The organism is Cellulomonas jepli (assembly GCF_047229345.1).
Classification (GTDB): Bacteria; Actinomycetota; Actinomycetes; order Actinomycetales; family Cellulomonadaceae; genus Cellulomonas_A.
Map to the genome: position 1 here is coordinate 1 of NZ_JBFTER010000109.1, position 17237 is coordinate 17237.

Below are 17237 nucleotides of genomic sequence, written 5' to 3' on the forward strand. Positions count from 1 at the left end.
GCTGGGGCCCGAGGGACGGGCGTGGCTCGCGCGCGCCCGCGCCGAGCACGCGCGGCTGGTCGGCGCCGACGACCCCGAGCTCTGGCGGGCCGCGCGCGACGCCTACGCCTACGGGTACCGCTACGAGGTGGCCCGCTGCGAGTGGCGCTGGGCCGCGGCGCTGCTCGACGCGGGCGACCGTGCGGCGGCGACCGAGCACGCGCGGGTCGCCCACGAGGAGGCGGAGACGATCGGCGCCCGACCGCTCGCCGGCGCCGTGCGCGACCTCGCGCGCCGCGGCCGGCTCGACCTGCCCGGGGTGCGCCCGGCGGGGGTCGACGTGCTGACCGCGCGCGAGGCCGAGGTGCTGCGGCTCGTGGCGCGCGGGCTGTCCAACCGGCAGATCGGCGAGGAGCTGTTCATCAGCGCCAAGACCGTGAGCGTGCACGTGTCGAACCTGCTCGCGAAGCTCGGCGCGTCGGGGCGGACCGAGGCCGCGACCCTGGCGCACCGGCGGGGGCTGCTCGACGGGTCGTGAGGCGGGTCGTGAGGCGGGTCGTGAGGCGGGTCGTGAGGCGGGTCGTGAGGCGGGGCGTCGGGCGGGGCGTGAGGCAGTTCACCCCCCGTTCACGGACGCCCCGGGTTACCGTGGAGATCGGCCCACTTTCCCCGTGCACCGCAGCGCGCCTCCTCGAGAAGAGCCCCCCATCACGCGTCCCGTCGTCCTCGTCCACGGTGTCCGCACGTCGTCCGCGATCTGGACGCACCAGGTCAGCGCGCTGACCCGCAACGGCCACCGCACGATCGCCGTCGACCTGCCCGGCCACGGCCGGCGCGCGCACGAGCGGTTCACGCTGTCGGGCGCGCTCACGACGATCGACGACGCCGTCGCGTCGTGCGACGTCCCGCCGCTGCTCGTGGGCCTCTCGCTCGGCGGGTACATGTCGCTCGCGTACGCGGCCCGCCACCCGCACAAGCTCGCCGGCGTGCTGCTCGCGGGGTGCTCGACCGAGCTGCGCGGCAAGCCGCTCGGCGCCTACCGCCGGCTCGCGCACCACGTGACCGGAGCGCTGCGGATCGGCGGCGGCACGTGGCACGTCGTGACCGACATGCTCGCGGCGGTGCGCGGGTACTCGCCACTCTCGGACCTGCGACGCGTGCACGTGCCCGTCTGGCTCGTGAACGGGCGCCGCGACCCGCTGCGCCTCGACGAGCGCCGCTACGTCAGCGCCCGCCCCGGCACCCGGCTCACCGTCGTGCCGCGCGCCGGGCACGACGTCAACAGCCACGCCCCTGCGGCGTTCAACCGGGTGCTGCTCGCGGCGATGCACGAGCTGCGGCTGCCCGAGCCGGCCGTCGTCGCACGCCTCGCGTCGGTCGCCTGACCCGCCACCGCCTGCCGCCGCCGTGCGGTCCGCACCACCTCGCCCGCCCGGTCGTCCCGCGCACCTCGGAGCCGCACGGCGTCGGACGTCAGGCCTCCGCCTCCCGGCGGACGACGCGCACGAGATCCTCGACCGAGAACCCCAGCTCGCGCGTCCGCCGCACGTACTCGCGCGCCGCGAGGGACGCCTCGCGCTCGCGGTCCGCGCCGCGCACCGCCACGAACGTGCCGAGCCGACCGCGCGTCTCGACGACCCCGGCCTGCTCGAGCTCGCGGTAGGCGCGTGCGACGGTGTTCACGGCGAGGCCCAGGTCGTCGGCGAGCCGGCGCACGGTCGGCAGCCGGTGACCGGGTGGCAGCTCACCGCTGACGGCCTGCGCCTCGAGCTGGCTGCGCACCTGCTCGTAGGGCGGCACGTGCGACGCAGGGTCGACGACGAGCATCAGTGCGCCCCGGCGGCACCGGGCCGCACGGCGAGGACCGACGGCACGGGCGGCTGCGGCCACAGGCGTCGGCGCACGTGCCCGCGCGGGTCGAGCAGCACGCTCACGCCGGCCGTGACCGCCAGCCCCACGAGCAGGACGAGCGAGAGCCCGTCCTGGACGCTGCCGACCTGCTCCGCGCGCGAGGCGATCACGAGCAGGAGGTACGCGGCCGCGGTGAGCGGCACGGTGACGAGGTCGCGCGCGGTCCGGGCGCGCAGCACGTCGTCCCACGCGAGCGCGAGCGGGGTCGACGCGGTCTGGCGGGCCCGCACGAGGCGCCCCAGCAGCAGCTCGGTCGCGACGACGGCCGCGACGGGGACGCCGACGCCGAGCGCGACGAGTGGGCCCGGCAGGCCGGGACCCTCGCGCAGCGCCGCCGCGGCGGTGACGGCGACCGAGACGCCGGCGAGCGCCCACGCGCCGCGCCGCTCGTGCGGTGCGACGTAGTCCTCGACGACCGGGACGCTCGCCCGCGCGACCCGGGGGCCGCGGTCGTCGACCGCGCGCGTCGTCTCGCGCCAGGCGAGCAGGCCCAGGCCCGCGGCGGTGCCGGCGAAGAACCCGAGGAGCACCGCGTACCCGCGCAGGTCGCCGCCCGCAGAGCCGAGCAGCGCGGCGCCGTCGTCCCCCGGCAGCAGCAGGAGCGGCAGCAGCCCGCCGAGCAGCGCGCCGGTCCCGGCCCACCGCTCGCGACGGCGGACGCGCGCGACGACGACGGGCTCGGTCACGTCGTCGAGCGGCAGGTCGACCTGGAGCGCGGTGCGGCGGACGGCCGCCCGGGTGAACCGGGGGACGAGGCTGTGCACCAGGAGGGCGAGCGCGCACACCGAGGTGAGCGTCGCGAGCACGAGCGTGGACTGCATGGGCCGACCCTTCGCCGCGCGAGGCGGCCGGACGGCGCCACTTCGCATCTGTACCGCGTTTGTCTCACTCTAGCGGTACAAACCTGCGACAGACAAGGTCAGGAGGTCGACCCGTCCGCGTGCCGCTCGACCTTGGTGTCCGGACCGGGGAACACCAGCGTGCGCTCCCCCGTGTCCGACCACTCGACGACGAACGGCGGCTGCCCGTCCGGGTGGCGCAGCTCGACGACCACGCCCTCGCGCACGTGGCCGCCGACGACCGTCGGCCGGCTCACGATCAGGTCCCCTACGGCCGCTCTCATGGCACGTCTCCTCTCACGAGCGGGTGCCCTCCCATCATGCGCGCGCGGCGTCGACCGCGGAACCTCGCCGGGCGCCTGGCGGGCTTCCCCTGCGGGACGACGTGGGGCCGAACCGGCGGCGCGGTCGCGCCCGCTCAGGGCCGCACCCGCGCGCGGCCTCCGCCACGCGGCGCGACCGTGCAGGTCGGGCCCCCACCGCGTGCACGTGCGGGCGGCCGGGAACCGGTGCGCCCGTGGGCGCCCGCGTCTACGGTGAGGCGCATGGCGCCGTCGAAGACACCCGCGGTCGAGCTCGAGGTCGAGGGCCGGACGGTGCGGGTCACCAGCCCGGACCGGCTCGTCTTCCCCGAGCGGGGGCTGACCAAGCTCGACGTCGTGCAGTACTTCGTGGCCGTCGGCGGCGGGATCCTCGGCGCGCTGCGCGAGCGCCCGACGACGCTCGAGCGGTGGCCCAAGGGCGTGTTCGAGGGGGCGCGGCTCTCGACGCGCACCGACTCGACCGGCGACGCCTTCTTCCAGAAGCGCGTCCCGCAGGGTGCACCCGACTACGTCGAGACGTGCACCATCGCGTTCCCGAGCGGCCGCACGGCCGACGAGGTCTGCCCGACCGAGCTCGCGGTGGTGGCCTGGGCCGCCAACATGGGAACCCTGACGTTCCACCCGTGGCCGGTCCTGCGCGCCGACGTCGACGCCCCCGACCAGCTCCGCATCGACCTCGACCCGCAGCCGGGCACCGACTACGCGGACGCCGCGCGCGTGGTCCCCGAGCTCCGGGCGATCCTCGAGGAGCACGGCCTGCAGGGGTTCCCGAAGACGTCGGGCGGGCGCGGCCTGCACGTGTTCGTGCCGATCCAGGCGCACTGGACCTTCACGCAGGCGCGGCGCGCGACGATCGCCGTCGGCCGCGAGCTCGAGCGGCGGCTCCCCGAGCAGGTCACCACGAAGTGGTGGAAGGAGGAGCGCGGGTCCAAGATCTTCGTCGACTACAACCAGATGGCCCGCGACCGCACGATCGCCTCGGCGTACTCGATCCGCGCGAACCCGCGCGCGACGGTGTCCGCGCCGCTGCGCTGGGACGAGGTCCCCGAGGTGCACCCCGACGACTTCGACGTGCTGTCGATGCCCGGGCGGTTCGCGGAGGTCGGCGACCTGTTCGCGCCCCTCGGCCCGGACCGCAGCGGGCTGCCCGACGACGGGTGCTCGATCCGTCCGCTGCTCGACCTGGCGGACAAGGACGAGCGCGACCATGGGCTCGGCGACCTGCCCTACCCGCCCGAGTACCCCAAGATGCCCGGGGAGCCCAAGCGCGTGCAGCCGAGCCGTGACCGGGACCGCCCCGCGGCCGCCGCGGAGCCGGACGCGCCCGCCGCGGACTGACCCGGGCACCCGGGCACGGCCCGGCCTGGCCTGGTCGGTCCTCCGCCGCGCCCCGCACCGGGTCGGGCCGGCACGGCGCGACGCCCCGGCGGATCGGTCCTCGACGGTGCGCGGCCTCGACGGGTCAGGCCTCGGACGCCGGGGGCCGCGTGATCCGCACGACGCCCGCGTCGAGGTCGACGTCGAACGGGGGCGCCTCCGACGGACGCTGCGCGATCGCGGTCCGCTGGCGCTCGCGCTCCTGGGTGAGGTGGGTCCGGCTCGGCTGGAACACGTCGACGAGCTCGCCGAGCATCCCGGCGCCGACGCCGTCGCTCACCGAGCCGCGCGCTCCGCGCAGACCGCGGGCGCTCAGGCGCTCGAGCAGCACGGCGACGACCGCGACCAGCACGACGACCGCCACGAGAACGCCCCACCCGCTGCCCATCACCCGAGCGTACGGCGGTGTGCATGACGCGGTACGGCCGGGCGCGGGCGCCGACGCCCGCGACGGCACGACACTCGTTAGCGTCGGGGCATGTTCCTGCTCGACGACGGCGCGCCCGTGCTCAGCCCGAGCGACCTGGCCGTCTCCGCGACGTGCGAGCTCGCGGTCCTGCGACGCCTCGACGTGCAGCTGGGCCGGGCGGAGGCGGTCGCGAGCCGGCCCGCCGCCCTCGACGTGCGCACGTCGCAGCTGGGTGACGCGCACGAGCAGCAGGTGCTGGCGCGGTACCGCGAGCAGCACGGGGCGTTCGACCCCGCGACCGGCCGCGGTGTCGCGGTCGTCGAGCGACCGGCGTTCGTGTGGTCGCGCGACCGGCGGGTGCTCGAGGACAAGCACGCCGAGACGCTGGCCCTGCTGCACGGCGGCGCGGACGTCGTGCACCAGGCCGGGCTGTTCGACGGCGGGCTGAGCGGCTGGGCGGACTTCGTGGTCCGCGAGGACCGGGACAGGTCGGGGCGCGCCGGGTCCACGACCGGGGCCGTCGAGCCGCGTGCCGTCGCGTCCGGTGCCGACGCGCCCCGTCACGGTCCCGGGTCCACCACCCGGTACACGGTGGTGGACGCCAAGCTCGCACGGCACGCGCGCACGACGGCGCTGCTGCAGCTCGCCGCGTACGGCGACCTGCTGGCAGGTGCAGGGGTGCCGGTGTCGCCGCACGTGCACCTCGTGCTCGGCGACCGCACGGTCACCAGCCACCGGCTCGACGAGCTCGCGCCCGTGTACCGCGAGCGCCGCGCCCGCCTCGAGCGGCTCGTCGCCGCGCACCTCGCGCAGCCTGGGCCTGCGGTGTGGGGCGCACCCGGTGTGCGCGCGTGCGGGCGCTGCGACGTGTGCGCGGCCGAGGTCGAGCGGACGCGGGACGTGCTCCTCGTCGCGGGCCTGCGCACCACGCAGCGCACGCGGCTGCACGACGTCGGGGTGCGCACGGTCGACGAGCTCGCCGCCGGCACCGGCCCGGTGCCCGGCGTCGGGGCGGCGACGCTCGACGCCCTGCGCGCCCAGGCCCGGCTCCAGGTGCGGCAGTCGCCGCCTCCCGGCGAGGACCGCGCGCCCGGCTCGCCGCCCCTGGTCTTCGACCTGTTCGCCCCCGAGGTCGTCGGCCTGCTGCCCGCGCCGGACCCCGGGGACCTGTTCTTCGACTTCGAGGGCGACCCGCTGTGGGTCGACGGCCACTCCGGCGAGTGGGGCCTGGAGTACCTGTTCGGCGTGGTGGAGGCCCCGGCGCGTCCCGGCGACGAGCCCGTCTTCCGCGCGTTCTGGGCGCACGACCGCGCGGCGGAGAAGCAGGCGCTGCTCGACTTCCTCGACCATCTCGCCGAGCGCCGACGCCGCCACCCGCACCTGCACGTCTACCACTACGCGGCGTACGAGAAGTCGGCGCTGCTGCGCCTCGCGGGCCGGCACGGCGTCGGGGAGGAGGTCGTGGACGACCTGCTGCGGGACGGCGTCCTCGTCGACCTCTACGCGACCGTGCGCGCGAGCCTGCGCACGGGCGCCCGGTCGTACTCGATCAAGAAGCTCGAGCCGCTGTACCGCGACGCCGTGCGCGACGAGGCGGGCGTGACGACCGCGGGCGACTCGATCGCCGAGTACGCCGCGGCGTGCACGCTCCGGGCCGTCGGGGCGCTCGACGAGGCGCAGCGCCGCCTCGACCAGATCGCGGCGTACAACCGCGACGACTGCGTCTCGACGCTCGGCCTGCGCGACTGGCTGCTCGCCCGGGCGGCGGAGCACGGCGTGCACCCCCGCCCACCGCTCGACGCCGAGCCGCTCGACGGGGTCGACGACGAGGCCCCCGAGCGCGACCCGCTCGTCACGACCCTGCTCGCGTACGCCGACGCCCCCGCCGGCGCGCAGCCACCCGTCGACGCCGAGCCGGACCGGTCCGGGAGGACGGGCACCGGGCGGCCCGCCGGGCACCCCCGCACCGCCGACCAGCAGGCCGTCGCGCTCCTCGCGGCGGCTCTCGGGTACCACTGGCGCGAGGACAAGCCGTTCTGGTGGGCGCACTTCGACCGGCTGAGCGCCGCGCCCGACGAGTGGACCGAGCGGCGCAGCACGTTCGTCGCCGACGAGGTCGAGGTCGTCGAGGGCTGGTCGGTCCCGCCCCGGGCCCGCACCGCGCGCCGGGTGCTGCGCCTCGTCGGCCGGCTCGAGCCGGGCAGCGACCTGCGCCGCGGGGCCAAGGCCTTCGCGCTCTACGACCCGCCGCTCCCGTCGGCGGCGAAGCGCAGCGAGGGCGGCCTGCGCGGCTGGACGGAGCGGGTGACCGTGCGGGCCGTCGGGACGGAGGCGACGCTGCCCGCGGGCGTCGACCCGGGGCTCACCGCGCCGGACGCCGTCCCGGACGCGGGCGGCTCACCGGGGCCGGCCACGCTCGGAGCACCCGCCCGCGGCACTGTCCGCGCCGCGGGACCGGCACCCGCCCGCCCCGGCGGCCCGGCAGTCGTCCGTGCCCCCGACCGTGCCCCCGACCGCGACGTCGTGCTCGTCGAGGACGCCCTCCCGACCGGCGCCGCGGAGCACGACGCGCTGCCGATGGCCCTCGGCCCGTGCGCGCCGCCGGGCACGGCGTCGATCACCGCCGCGGTCCGGGCGCTCGCCGAGGACGTCGCGGCCCACCTGCCCGGCGTCCCGCACGGCCCCGCGCTCGACCTCCTCCGGCGCGTGCCCCCGCGGACGCGCAGCGGCTCACCGCTGCCGGGCGTGGGTCGCGCCCCCGACGGCACACCCGGCTACGTCGAGGCGATCTCCGCGGCGCTGCTGGACCTCGACGACTCCTACCTCGCCGTGCAGGGCCCGCCGGGCACCGGCAAGACGTACACCGGCGCCCGGGTGGTCGCGGCGCTCGTCGCCCGCGGGTGGCGCGTGGGCGTCGTCGCGCAGTCGCACGCGGTGGTCGAGAACCTGCTGCGTGCGCTCGTCGGTGCGGGCGTCGACCCCGACCGCATCGGCAAGAAGCCGTCCGAGGCGACGGACCCCGCCGCGCCCTGGCGCCACCTGCGCACCGACGCGCAGTTCGCCGCGCTCCTCGGGGACCCGGGCGACGCCGGGTCAGCGGCTCCGTCCGGCGTCGGTGCGACCACCCCCGGCCCGCGCACGGGACCCGGCGCGGTCGTCGGCGGCACCGCGTGGGACCTCACGCACCCCGGCCGGGTCCCCCGCGGCTCGCTCGACCTGCTCGTCGTCGACGAGGCCGGGCAGCTCTCGCTCGCGGACACCGTCGCGTGCTCGGTCGCGGCGCGGCGGCTGCTGCTGCTCGGCGACCCGCAGCAGCTCCCGCAGGTCAGCCAGGGCGTGCACCCCGAGCCCGTCGACCGCTCGGCGCTCGGCTGGCTGACCGACGGGCACGACACGCTCCCGCCGCACCTCGGGTACTTCCTCGCGGAGACCTGGCGCCTGCACCCGGCGCTGTGCGCGGCGGTGTCCCGGCTGTCGTACGAGGGCCGGCTCACGAGCGTCCCGGCCGCCGGCGAGCGCTCGCTCGACGGCGTCGGGCCGGGCGTGCACCGCGTCGTCGTCGAGCACGAGGGCAACGCCGTGGCGTCGGTCGAGGAGGCCGCCGCCGTCGTCGCGCTCGTCCGTGACCTCGTCGGGCGCCGGTGGCGCGACCCGTCCGCGCACGCGCCGGGCGCCGCGGTGGACCGCCCGCTCGAGGACCGGGACGTCGTGGTCGTCGCGCCGTTCAACGCGCAGGTGTGGACGGTCCGGCGTGCGCTCGACGCCGCGGGGCTCACCGGCACGCGCGTCGGCACCGTCGACCGGTTCCAGGGCCAGGAGGCACCGGTCGCGGTGCTGACGACCGCCGCGTCGTCGGCGGAGGACGTCCCGCGCGGCATCGAGTTCCTGCTGGACCGGAACCGGGTCAACGTGGCCGTGTCCCGCGCGCAGTGGTGCGCGTACGTCGTGCGCTCGGACGGGCTCACCGACCACCTCCCGGCCACCCCGGAGGCGCTCGCGCAGCTCGGGGCGTTCGTCGGGCTCTGCGAACCGGTCCCGAACCCTGCCGGGGCGCACCGCCGCGGCGCCAGCGTGGCGACGTGAACCGTCGCCCGCTGCCCCGGGCCTGGGTCGGCCCCGCGGCGATCCTGACCGTGGGCGCGCGTTCCGGGGCGGCAGCCTCACGGCGGTCATGGGCGGCACCGAGGTCCGCAGCGGCGTGCTGCTCAGCAAGGGCTGAGCCGGGATGCCCCCGACCGGCACCCGGCACGACGTGCGCCTCGACGTCGGCCGGACCCTCGACGTCCACGACACCGGCCCCGTGGCCGGCGCGGGTGCGGGCGGCCGACCCGGACGCGACCGCCGAGGGCGCACCCGGCGTCAGGACACCCGCACCGCGTCTCCCTGACGCTGCCGCACCCGGTACTCCTGCGGGCTCACGCCGTGCGCACGCCGGAACGCGGCGCTGAGCGCGAACGCGCCGCCGTACCCCACCTGGCGGGCGACCGCCGCGAGGGTCGCGTCGGTGCTGCGCAGCGCGTCGGCCGCGAGCGCCATGCGCCAGCCCGCGAGGTAGGTCATGGGCGGCTCGCCGACGAGCTCGGTGAACCGGCGGGCGAACGCCGCGCGGGAGACCCCGACCTCGGCGGCGAGGCCGGCGACGGTCCACGGCTCGTCGGGCCGGTCGTGCACGAGCCGCAGCGCCCGGCCCACGACCGGGTCGCCGTGCGCGCGGAACCACGCGGGGGCGTCGGCCCCGGGGCGCGCGCACCACGCCCGCACGGCGGCGACGAGCACGAGGTCGAGGAGCCGGTCCAGCACGACGGCCTGACCCGGTGCGTCGCGCCCGATCTCGGCCGCGAGCGCGTCGACGACAGCCGTCGCGCCCTCGCCGCGCCGCACGACGACGAGCGGGGGCAGGGCCCGCAGGAGGCGCGCACCGACGACGCTGTGCTCGGGGTAGGTGCCGATGAGCATGAGGTCGGGGCCGTCGAGGTCGTTGCCCCACGTGCGCACGCCGAGCTGCATCGAGAGCACGAGGCTGCGGCCGTCGAGCGTCGTGCAGCTCTGGTCCGGGTGGACGAGGACGCTCGGGGGAGTCCCGGGCTGGTCCGCGAGAGTGTACGGGTCCGGGCCGCGCAGGATCGCGACGTCGCCGGGGCCGAGCGCCTCGGGTGCTCCGGAGGCGGGCAGGACCCACGCGGAGCCGCGCAGGAGCGCGACGACGGTGATCGGCGCGCGGTCGTGCACGCGGATCGACCACGGCGGGGCCATGACGCCGCGGAGCAGGAACGCGCCGAGCGCTCGCGGCGAGTCGAGCAGGCCGGAGATCGGGTCCATGCGCCCACACTAGACGCTGGGACATGCTCCTGCGCTTCTGGACCATTCACCGTCTCACGCGGAGGCGGTTGGCTCGTCGCATGACCACCACGCAGAGCTCCCCGTCCCCCGTCCCGACGACCTCCACGACCGGTGACCCCGGCCGCACCACGCTGCCCGCCCCGGGCACCGTCCTCGTCCTCGGCGGCACCGGCAAGACCGGCCGCCGCATCACCGCCCGGCTGCGCGACCGGGGCGTCGCCGTGCGCGTCGGCTCGCGCTCGGCGACCCCGGCGTTCGACTGGGAGGACGCCACCACCTGGGACGCCGCGCTCGCCGGCGTCGACGCCGTGTACGTGTGCTTCGTGCCCGACCTCGCGGTCCCCGGCGCCGGCGACGTCATCGGTGCGTTCGTCGCGCGGGCCGAGGCCGCCGGCGTCTCCCGGCTCGTGCTGCTCTCGGGCCGCGGCGAGGAGGGCGCCGAGGAGTGCGAGCGCCTCGTGCTCGGGAGCCGCATCCCCGCGACGGTCGTCCGGGCGGCGTGGTTCGACCAGAACTTCAGCGAGTACTACCTCGTCGACGGGGTGCTCGCGGGCGAGGTCGTCCTGCCGGCGGGCGACGTGACGGAGCCGTTCGTCGACGTCGACGACATCGCGGACGTGGCCGTCGCGGCGCTGACCGAGGACGGCCACGCAGGCGAGCTGTACGAGGTCACGGGCCCGCGCCTGCTCACGTTCGCGCAGGCGGTCGCGGAGATCGGCGCGGCCACCGGGCGCGAGATCGGGTACGTCGAGGTGACCGTCGCGGACTACGCGGCAGCCATGACGTCGATGGGTGCGCCCGAGGGCGACGTGTGGCTGCTGACGTACCTCTTCACGACCGTGCTCGACGGGCGCAACAGCAGCGTCGCCGACGGCGTCGAGCGAGCGCTCGGCCGCCCGCCGCGCGACTTCGCCGAGTACGTGCGCGACGCCGCGGCGGCAGGAGCGTGGGACGGCGCCCCGGGCGCCTGACGGGGGCGCGGCGAGCGGCGCGGGTGCCGGCGGCTGCCGGCACCCGCGTCGTCAGCGGCGGAAGTACCCCGAGACGTCGGCCACGAGGTGGAGCGAGCTCGACTGCGAGTAGAACGACACGCGGCCCCCCGTGCCGGGGCGCACGATCACCAGGTTCGGCTCGTCGCGCCCGGCGACGAGGTTGAGGTTCGACACCTGCGGCAGCGTCGCGGGCGTCGTCGTCGGGAAGACACGGACGTGCGTGCCCCCCTGCGGCGCGACGCCCGTCACGTTGAGGACCACCGAGGTCGCGTCGTCCGGCACGCCGCGCCAGCCGGTGACGGTCAGGGTGGCGGGCACCCCGGGCTGGAGCGGCCCGCCGGAGATCCCCAACCCGGTGCGGGTGTCGGCGAGGCGCTTCGGGGCGAGCGGGACGAACCCGTGGTCCCCCGTCGGCGCGTAGTACCCCGCGAGGTCGGCGACGAGGTGCAGGTCCGCCGAGTGCGTGTAGAGGCGGACCCGCCCGCCGTCACCGACGCGGACGGTCACGAGGTTCGCCTGGTCGCGCCCCGGGTGGAGGTTCAGGTTCGAGATGTCCGGCGGCTCCGGGCTCTCCGACGCCGCCGGCGCGGGGTACACCCGCACGTGCGTCATCGCGTCCACCATCGTCGCGGTGACGTTGAGCACCACCGCGGTCGCGTCGACGGGGACGCCGTTGCGCCCGGTGACCACGAGGTCCACCCACCGACCGGCGCGCACGGGGGCCGCCGGGACGCCCCCCGACCCGTCACGCGTGTCCAGGGCCCGCACGGGCGACATCGGGACGAACGCCGTCGCGGCGCCCGGCGCGTAGTACCCCGCGAGGTCGGCGACGAGGTGCGTCGAGGGGCCCTCGACCAGGAGGTCGACGCTGCCCGCCGCACCCAGTGCGACCGTGGCGAGGTTCGGCTGGTCCACGCCCTGGACGATGTTGAGGTTCGACACCTGCGGCGGGACGCCGGCTCCGACCGGCGTCGGGTACACCCGCACGTTGCCGGTACCGGTGGCCATCGTCGAGGTGACGTTCAGGACGACCGCCGTCGCGTCGGGCGGCACCAGGTGACCGAGCGGCAGCGAGACGGGCCTGCCGGGCTCGAGCGCGCCGGCGGCGACGCCGGTGCCGAACCGCGTGTCGAGCACGCGCAGCGGGTCCACCGGCGTGAAGCGGTCCCCGCCCGCGGCGACGGTGAACCAGGAGCGGAACGTGCCGGGCTGGACGACGCCGGCCGTGCTGGTGAGCCCCGAGACGAGGAGCTCGTAGTGCCGGCCACGCACGAGGTCGGCGGTCGGGGTGAGCGAGACGGCGTTCGTCCGCGTGTCGTAGCTGCGCGTCGCACCCATGGCGGTCCCCGTGGTCCCGTCGACGAGCCGGACGGTCTGCTCCGTCACGGAGGACGGCGCGACCTCCGGGAACGTGTGCACGGTGACGGTCGGGCGGACCACGACGCCGGCCGCGTGCGGCTCTGGGGCCACGTCGTTGACCCAGTCGACCCGGCCCGTGGTCCAGTCGAGGCGCGTCTGCCGCAGCGCCAGGACGCCCGCTCCCGCGAGGACGCCGTCGAGCAGCCCGTCGCCGTCGAGGTGGGCGAGCGCGAGCCCGTGCGCGGACAGCGTCTCCCGGTACGGCACGGAGGAGGACGTCGGCGTGCTGAGCGTGCCCGACGCGCTCTGGTACATCACGACGACCGCGCCGGACCGTGGTCTGGAACCGACCACGTCGAGCAGCCCGTCGCCGTCGACGTCGCCGAGGGCGAGGACGCTGGGAGCCGCGAAGTTGTCGTAGACGAGTCGCTCCCCGAAGCCGCCGCCGGGCAGCGCGGGGTCGATGGACAGGCCCACGCCCGAGGCGGAGCGCACGACGTCGGGCAGGCCGTCCGCGGTCAGGTCGCCGATTTCGACGCGACCTGCGGACGGCCCGTCGAGCGTGGCGCCGGGCCCGAACGAGCCGTCGGCGAGCTGCGGGTGCGCGGCAGCGCCGCACACCACGTCGGGGCGACCGTCCTGCGTGAGGTCACCCACGGCGACGCTCGCGCAGAGCGTCCCGAGCGACGCCCCGGCCGTGAACGCGCCGGACCCGTCGTTGCGGAACACCTGCGTGGCGCCGTCCGCGCCGGCCCCGGCGTCGACGACGAGGTCGACGTCGCCGTCGCCGTCCAGGTCGGCAGCCTCGATCTCGCGCGCTCCCCCGGCGACGGGCGTGAGCCCTGCGGCGACGAGGGTCCCGGCGTCCTGGCGCAGGACCTGGATGCCGCTCGTCGTGGTCACGGCGACGTCGGTGAGCCCGTCGCCCTCGACGTCGAGGACGGCGACCTGCGCGCCGCTCAGCGTGCCGCCCACGGCGACCCGCACGGCCGGGGCCAGGGTGGCATCCCCCCGCCCCGGGTAGAGCAGCACGGAGCTCTCGCCCGGGACAGCGAGGACCGAGTCGACGAGCCCGTCGCCGGTCAGCTCGGCGGCAGCGACGGCGCCGCCCTCCGGCCCCTGCTGGGCGGACGGCAGGAAGACCGGCCGGGGGGTCGCCGAGACCGTCAGCCGGTAGGTCCCCTCCGGGCTCGAGCCGTTGGCGTTCCGGACGGCGATGGAGAGGGACCACGCGTCCGGCACGGACACGATGCCGCGCTCGCTCGTCCCTGACTCGTCGAGGTCGAGGAGCACCTTCCCCCCGGGAGCCTGGACCTCGAGGACGAGGTCGAGCGCAGGCGACCGGTCCGCGCCGACGTAGTTCTGGACGGCCACCTCGTAGTAGCCGGCGGCCTCGGCGTCGTAGCGGTACCAGTCGACGTCGCCCTCCGGTGCGAGCGTCCCCTGCGCGGCCGCGTGCGACCACGCCCCCACCTCGAGCACCTGAGAGTTCGTGGAGGTGTCACCCGCGTCGTCGGCGTCCCGCGGCGCCCGGTCCAGCGGCACCGCCGGCGCCACCGTGCGCGCCGGGCCGTCGACCGCCGCCGCCGCGTCCAGCACGCCTCGCCCGTAGAACGGGTCGACGCCGCGCGGGCCCGCGTCGCGCGCGGTGCTGACGAGCCGGTCCTCGACGACCGCGGGGGTGGCGCCCGGGGTCCGCGCGAGCACGAGCGCCGCGGTCCCGCTCACGAACGGTGCCGCGAGCGAGGTCCCGTCGGCCTGCGCGTAGCCGCCACCCGCCGCGGGCCCGACGACCTGCACCCCGGGTGCCGCGATCGACACCCAGTCGCCCCAGCTCGAGAAGTCCGTCAGCGCCCCGTCGTCGTCCGTCGCGCCGACGGCGAGCACCCCGGCCACCTGCGGCGCGTACGCCGCCGGGTACTGCGCGACGTCGCTGCCGTCGTTGCCGGCGGCCACGACCACGACGACGCCGCGCGCGACCGCCGCCTGCATCGCGGCGAGCAGCACGGGCGACACGTCCGGGCCCCCGAGCGACAGGTTGAGGACGTCGGCGCCGTGGTCGACGGCCCAGGCGATGCCCTGCGCGACGACCGAGTCGGGGCCGCGGCCCCGGGAGTCGAGCACCTTGACCGGCAGGAGGCGCGCGCCGTACGCGGCCCCGACCGCGCCCTCGCCGTTGTCGCCGTGCGCCATCGCAGCGCCCGCGACGATGGTGCCGTGGCCGTGGTCGTCCGCCGGGTCGCTGTCGCCGTTGACGAGGTCGATGCCCGGCTCGACGGAGCCGGCCAGGTCGGGGTGCGACGCGTCGACGCCGGTGTCGAGCACCGCGATGACCGTCCCCGCGCCCGTGCTCAGGTCCCACGCGCGCGGCAGCCGGGTCAGGTCGAGGTACGGCCACGTGTACTCGACGAGCGGGTCGTCCGTCCACGCCGCGACGGAGCGCACGTGGTCGAGCTGGACCTCGGCGACGAGCGGGTCGGCCTCGAGCCGCGCGAGGACGTCCGCGGGCGCCTCGTCCCCGAGCGGCACCTCGACGAAGCCGGTGCCGGCGACGTCGTCCGCGCCCCGCACGCCGACGGCCCCGAGGGCCGCACGCTCCTGGCTCGGGGTGGCGTCGTCGACGAACCGCACGAGCACGTGGTCGGCCTCGGGGGACGGCTCGGCGCCCGGCGCAGGGTCGAACGACGGGACGTCGCCGCGGTCCGTGGGCCGCTCGCCGCCCGTCGGGTCCCCGACCGCGGTGTGCGCGGCGCCGGCGGGTGCCCCGGCTGCCGGCAGCACCCCCGCAGCCAGCCCGAACCCGATGCACAGAGCAGTGATGCCGGCGACGCGACGACGCACGATTCTCCTGAGCTCGTTCCCCGCAGGACGCGCTCGCGCCCTCCGACAGCCATCGGCGGGAGGCCGCACACAGTGAGCCCCCCGTGCACCGCCGCAGCGCGGGCGCCGGGCCTCCGCCCGGTACGCCCCGCAGGCAGCGGCACGACGATAGGCCCACGGAGGCCGCGCGGGGAGCGACTTCCGCGACCAGCCTCTCCCGTCACCCGTCCGGACGCCGGACCGCGCGTCACGGGGCCCGCAGCACGAACGGCTCAACGGCCCCCGCGGTAGGTGCCCGTGCACGCCGAGCCGTCGTCCGAGCCCACCGGCGCGCCCGCGTCGAGCACCGCCACCGCGCGCGCCCGCGCGAGGTGGGCGTCGCCGATCCCCTCGGGCGCGACGACGCGGCGGCCGTCGAGCACGCACGAGCGCAGCGGCTCGTCGAGCGCGTCCAGCGCCGGCACCGCGTCCGCCGACAGCCCTCGCAGGTAGAGCACGTCGAGCTGCTCGCGGGCCTCCTCCGTGGTGTTGTGCCGCACGATCAGCGCGTCCGGGTTCGCGAGCGCGAGCCCGAGCATCGCGACCGCCACGACCTGGACCGCGGCCCGCGGCAGCCACGTCCCGCGCCAGCGCACGCCCGCGGCCATGACGAGCACGAGGAGCACCGCGAGCACGATCTCGCCGACGAGCACGAGCAGCCGCAGGCGCGTCAGGCCGAAGGTCTCGACGTACAGGTCCATGCGCCGCAGCGCCGACGCGACGACCCCGAGCGACCCGACGCACAGGAACGCGAGCGCGACCCGCGAGACGAGCCGGTCCTGTGCGGTCTCGCGCGGCGCCCGCCGGGCGGCGACACCCACGACGACGAGGGTCAGCGCCGTCACGGCCACGAGCTGCGCGAAGCCCTGGCGCGCGTACTCGGCGTAGGTCAGACCCAGCGTCTCGAGCACGTGCCGGTGCCCGTCGACGAGCGCACCGACCTGGACCAGCACGAACGCGAGCACGAGGGTGCCGAGGGCCACGACCGGCAGCAGCCACTCGCCGCGCCGGGCGGGCCGCCCCTCGGGCAGCCGGTGGTCGGACCACGCGGGCGGCGCGAGCGCGAGGTGCGCGAACGTCGCGGCGACGAGCGCGACGACGGCCCCGACGGCGAGCTGCGCGGGCAGCAGCCCGACCCCGAACCGCGGGAGGTAGCTCGCGAAGACGGTGTCCGCGCTCGCGAACAGCGCGCCGAAGACGACGAGCAGGGCGACGGTGACCGCGATGCTGCGGAGCGCGACGAGCAGCTCGGCGCGGCGCGTGCCGACGAGCGCACCGGCGCCGTGCCGGACCCACGGCAGCGCGCGCAGCAGCCCGGCGGCCCAGCTCAGCACGCTCGACGCGACCGCCGGAGCGCTCCGTGCGGACGTCGCCGCGACGGCACCCGCGACCGCGGCGACCGTCAGGCACAGCGCGACGACCCAGGCCGCGTCGCGCACCGCGACCATGGCCACGAGCGCGACCGCGAGCGCCGCGGTCACGAGCGAGCCCCACGCCCGGCGGCGCACGAGCGCCGGCACCGCCGCCCCCCAGACCGCGAGCCCGACGAGCGCCGCCCCGAGCCCGAGCGGGTGACCGACGAGCAGCACCCCGCCGAGCGCACCGACGCCGGCGCACGCCGCGAGGGTGGGCGCGGGAGCGGGTGCCGCCCGGCCCGCGGCCCAGAAGGCGTCGCGCGCGAGCGTGAACCGGGTCGGCGGCAGCGGGGGCGGCAGGTACGTGGGTGCGGGCCACGTCGTGGGTGGGGCGGCGGTGGCGACCGCGCCGCGCGCCGAGCACGACCGAGCCGCCACCGCCGAACAGGTCGCGCCCGTCCTTGTCGAGGTAGGGGCCCGTGACGTCCGTGGCC

General features: G+C 77.1%; 12 protein-coding genes. 5 read left to right on the forward strand and 7 right to left on the reverse strand.

Translation table 11 applies throughout. The features are described 5' to 3' along the window. Positions 1-517 (forward strand): helix-turn-helix transcriptional regulator (locus tag AB6N24_RS19415; RefSeq protein ID WP_412871019.1); only part of this gene is annotated, 517 nt, incomplete at its 5' end. A 133-nt stretch (positions 518-650) separates the two neighbouring features. Continuing rightward, positions 651-1364 (forward strand): alpha/beta fold hydrolase, encoded by a 714-nt coding sequence (locus AB6N24_RS19420; RefSeq protein WP_412871020.1) that lies wholly within the window; start codon positions 651-653, stop codon positions 1362-1364. An 88-nt stretch (positions 1365-1452) separates the two neighbouring features. Here AB6N24_RS19420 and AB6N24_RS19425 read toward each other — a convergent pair whose 3' ends face one another. The 3 genes from AB6N24_RS19425 to AB6N24_RS19435 all read right to left on the reverse strand — a co-directional run bounded on the left by AB6N24_RS19425 (position 1453) and on the right by AB6N24_RS19435 (position 3013). Continuing rightward, complete coding sequence (locus AB6N24_RS19425) at positions 1453-1806, reverse strand: GntR family transcriptional regulator (RefSeq protein ID WP_412871021.1); 354 nt, start codon at positions 1804-1806, stop codon at positions 1453-1455. Next, positions 1806-2711: a hypothetical protein gene (locus tag AB6N24_RS19430; RefSeq protein ID WP_412871022.1), complete on the reverse strand. Its 906-nt coding sequence runs from the start codon at positions 2709-2711 to the stop codon at positions 1806-1808. Before AB6N24_RS19430 ends, AB6N24_RS19425 begins: the two co-directional genes overlap by 1 nt. Positions 2712-2809: 98 nt before the next feature. Next, complete coding sequence (locus AB6N24_RS19435; protein WP_258724364.1) at positions 2810-3013, reverse strand: DUF1918 domain-containing protein; 204 nt, start codon at positions 3011-3013, stop codon at positions 2810-2812. A 261-nt stretch (positions 3014-3274) separates the two neighbouring features. Here AB6N24_RS19435 and ligD point away from each other — a divergent pair, with 261 nt between their 5' ends. Further along, positions 3275-4390 carry a non-homologous end-joining DNA ligase gene (ligD, locus tag AB6N24_RS19440; RefSeq protein WP_412871023.1) on the forward strand — a complete coding sequence of 372 codons (1116 nt, stop codon included), beginning with the start codon at positions 3275-3277 and terminating at the stop codon, positions 4388-4390. A gap of 124 nt (positions 4391-4514) precedes the next feature. On the opposite strand, the gene AB6N24_RS19445 is transcribed toward ligD, so the two are convergent. Then, entirely contained in the window at positions 4515-4817 is a 303-nt protein-coding gene (locus tag AB6N24_RS19445) for a DUF6191 domain-containing protein (RefSeq protein WP_412871024.1), read from the reverse strand. Positions 4818-4907: 90 nt separating this feature from the next. On the opposite strand from AB6N24_RS19445, the gene AB6N24_RS19450 reads away from it, so the two are divergent. Then, entirely contained in the window at positions 4908-8921 is a 4014-nt protein-coding gene (locus AB6N24_RS19450) for a TM0106 family RecB-like putative nuclease (RefSeq protein WP_412871025.1), read from the forward strand. Between the two features lie 276 nt (positions 8922-9197). Here the strand turns inward: AB6N24_RS19450 and AB6N24_RS19455 are convergent, their stop codons facing one another. Next, complete coding sequence (locus AB6N24_RS19455; protein WP_412871026.1) at positions 9198-10157, reverse strand: AraC family transcriptional regulator; 960 nt, start codon at positions 10155-10157, stop codon at positions 9198-9200. Positions 10158-10237: 80 nt separating this feature from the next. Here AB6N24_RS19455 and AB6N24_RS19460 point away from each other — a divergent pair, with 80 nt between their 5' ends. After that, positions 10238-11149, forward strand: a complete 912-nt coding sequence (locus AB6N24_RS19460) for an NAD(P)H-binding protein (RefSeq protein WP_412871027.1) — start codon at positions 10238-10240, stop codon at positions 11147-11149. A 51-nt stretch (positions 11150-11200) separates the two neighbouring features. Here AB6N24_RS19460 and AB6N24_RS19465 read toward each other — a convergent pair whose 3' ends face one another. Together AB6N24_RS19465 and AB6N24_RS19470 are read right to left on the reverse strand one after the other, a co-directional pair. Then, positions 11201-15370 (reverse strand): S8 family serine peptidase, encoded by a 4170-nt coding sequence (locus tag AB6N24_RS19465; protein WP_412871028.1) that lies wholly within the window; start codon positions 15368-15370, stop codon positions 11201-11203. Positions 15371-15621: 251 nt separating this feature from the next. After that, complete coding sequence (locus tag AB6N24_RS19470) at positions 15622-17181, reverse strand: DUF4153 domain-containing protein (RefSeq protein ID WP_412871029.1); 1560 nt, start codon at positions 17179-17181, stop codon at positions 15622-15624. Positions 17182-17237 lie beyond the last annotated feature (56 nt).

Excerpts from the sequence above, each read along its gene's own strand:
- AB6N24_RS19425 (WP_412871021.1), bottom strand. The coding sequence starts at position 1,806 with ATGCTCGTCGTCGACCCTGCGTCGCACGTGCCGCCCTACGAGCAGGTG.
- AB6N24_RS19450 (WP_412871025.1), top strand. The coding sequence starts at position 4,908 with ATGTTCCTGCTCGACGACGGCGCGCCCGTGCTCAGCCCGAGCGACCTG.
- AB6N24_RS19430 (WP_412871022.1), bottom strand. The coding sequence starts at position 2,711 with ATGCAGTCCACGCTCGTGCTCGCGACGCTCACCTCGGTGTGCGCGCTC.
- AB6N24_RS19460 (WP_412871027.1), top strand. The coding sequence starts at position 10,238 with ATGACCACCACGCAGAGCTCCCCGTCCCCCGTCCCGACGACCTCCACG.
- ligD (WP_412871023.1), top strand. The coding sequence starts at position 3,275 with ATGGCGCCGTCGAAGACACCCGCGGTCGAGCTCGAGGTCGAGGGCCGG.
- AB6N24_RS19455 (WP_412871026.1), bottom strand. The coding sequence starts at position 10,157 with ATGGACCCGATCTCCGGCCTGCTCGACTCGCCGCGAGCGCTCGGCGCG.
- AB6N24_RS19445 (WP_412871024.1), bottom strand. The coding sequence starts at position 4,817 with ATGGGCAGCGGGTGGGGCGTTCTCGTGGCGGTCGTCGTGCTGGTCGCG.
- AB6N24_RS19435 (WP_258724364.1), bottom strand. The coding sequence starts at position 3,013 with ATGAGAGCGGCCGTAGGGGACCTGATCGTGAGCCGGCCGACGGTCGTC.